1 protein-coding gene and 1 CRISPR repeat array are annotated in these 2091 nt (G+C 38.6%); the gene reads right to left on the bottom strand.

The genetic code is table 11. The annotated features are described in order from the left end of the window. Positions 1 to 467 precede the first annotated feature (467 nt). Positions 468 to 1633 (bottom strand): IS3 family transposase gene (locus HMPREF9333_RS10510; RefSeq protein ID WP_156797338.1). Its coding sequence is split into 2 segments (ribosomal slippage): positions 468 to 1369 and positions 1369 to 1633, totalling 1167 coding nucleotides; the frame shifts between segments, so codons are not numbered across the junction. 92 nt (positions 1634 to 1725) lie between these two features. Further along, positions 1726 to 2087: direct repeats of the CRISPR family, unit length 30 nt; unit sequence ATTTACATTCTACTTTAGTTCCTTTAATTC. Positions 2088 to 2091: the final 4 nt, after the last annotated feature.

The following is a 2091-nucleotide window of genomic DNA, read 5'->3' as shown; positions in this document are numbered from 1 at the left end:
AATACTCCTAATATCAAGTTAAAGTTTTTCAAGTTTTTCAACTTTACTCGAAGGAGGCTCATATGGATCAAGTTACTTTAGTCAAGAAGCAGCATCGACTTGAGCAGTGGACAAAACTGATTCGGGAATGCCGGTCTAGTGGAATGAAAGTCGATGACTGGTGTCACCCATCATGCTTATTATTACTGGCTACGAAAAGTCAGACAGGCAGCTTGTCAAAATCTTCCGGCCGTTAACGGCTCAAAGGATCTAACCGCATTTAAGCGACTCGAAGTTCAATCACCTGCCATCGACACACAGGCCTCGGTGATCATCCATCTTCCTACTGCGACATTGGAAATACACAACGGTGCTTCCCGGCAGACTGTTGAGGCGGTGCTTTCGGCACTGAAATCGTTATGTTAGGTGATATCACGGTAGCAAAAGATGTAGTGGTCAAGCATTTTTGTAACACTTGCGACTGATTTTTATACAGCATACCGTGCCTCAAAGGGAGTGCGATATCCGTTATAGGCATGGGGACGTACATGGTTATACTTTATGTATGCAAAATCCTCAACAGCATCATATAACTCCTGTTCCTCATGGTAATGGTGAAGATATATCTCTTCATTTTTCAGAGTATTAAAATACCTTTCCATTGGTGCATTGTCATATGGATAGCCTGCCTTGCTCATGCTCTGTGTGATGCTGTTTTTCTCACAGAATTCAGTAAAAGCCTTCGATGTATATTGACTTCCCTGATCACTATGCAGGATAATATCTGTGCTGACAAATCTCTGACTGTCCAGAGCTTTTTGCAGGGTTCGGATGGCAAGAACAATGGTTATATGACGATCTGTTATGCTGGCAACTACACTTCGATCGTAGAGATCTATAATAGTGCAATTATATCTGACATCACCTCCGGTAAGAAATAGGTATGTAAAGTCAGTCGCCCATTTTTGATTGATTCCGGAAGCCGTGAAGTTCTGATTTATAAGATTATCAAACCTCTTATGTGCCTCTCCACGCTCGTAAGGCGGCTTTTTACGCCTAACTATAGAGATGAGTCCTAATTCCTTGTTCATATATTTATGAACTGTAATACGACTTAATATGACACCTTTACGCCCAAGATAAACCTTCATGCTTCGGTATCCCACAACGCCATTATTTTTGTGGTATATCTCAGATATGGTTTCTAATGTCTTGTGTTTTTTTGCAAGATAAGAAGACTTCCTGTGCCTCAGGTAGTTGTAATAAGCGTTTGGATATATATCAAGGCGTCTGAGAAGCCAGCGGACTCCCAGTTCGTCCTTGTTTTCATCAATGAATCGATAAGCCTCTAATCGATTTCTTTTGCAAAGAATGCCGCTGCTTTTTTTAGGAATAGATTTTCCTTTCGTGCCTCTTCAAGCTCTGCTCGAAGTCGGCGATTTTCTTTCATAAGCTCCAATTCATTTTGGGCAGTTGGATTAGTTAAGGCTTGTTCCCGGCATTCTTTGCTAAATTTTCTACACCATATGGTAATGCTTGATTTGGCAACGCCATATTCAGCAGAAAGGCTTTGTAGTGTACGTCCTTCTTCCAAATGAAGGCGTACAAGTTTTTTCTTAAACTCCGGTTCGTAATGTTGTTGTGACATAATAATTTCTCCTATTTTATAATTATATTTATTAGTCACTCCTGTTACAACTATAGTTTACCACAACAACCACAACAACCAGTACAAAATCATAAATTATTTACATTCTACTTTAGTTCCTTTAATTCAGAGTACAAGTTGAAGTTGAACACTATGAGGTCGTATTTACATTCTACTTTAGTTCCTTTAATTCCTTTTCCTGTATTTGAAGCAGTGTCGGCAACATTATCATTTACATTCTACTTTAGTTCCTTTAATTCAAAGAGAATACAGCAAAAAACGTATTCGGTGGCTTGATTTACATTCTACTTTAGTTCCTTTAATTCAATCCACTATTTTCTTTTTCTTGATCAATATTTATTGATTTACATTCTACTTTAGTTCCTTTAATTCTTCTTGTTCCTCTTCAAGGGAACGTCCCCCATCGATTATTTACATTCTACTTTAGTTCCTTTAATTCTATA

It is taken from the genome of Johnsonella ignava ATCC 51276, from assembly GCF_000235445.1.
Classification (GTDB): domain Bacteria; phylum Bacillota; class Clostridia; order Lachnospirales; family Lachnospiraceae; genus Johnsonella; species Johnsonella ignava.
The sequence above is the reverse complement of the archived record's forward strand: the minus strand, read 5'-3'. Positions and strand labels throughout refer to the sequence as shown.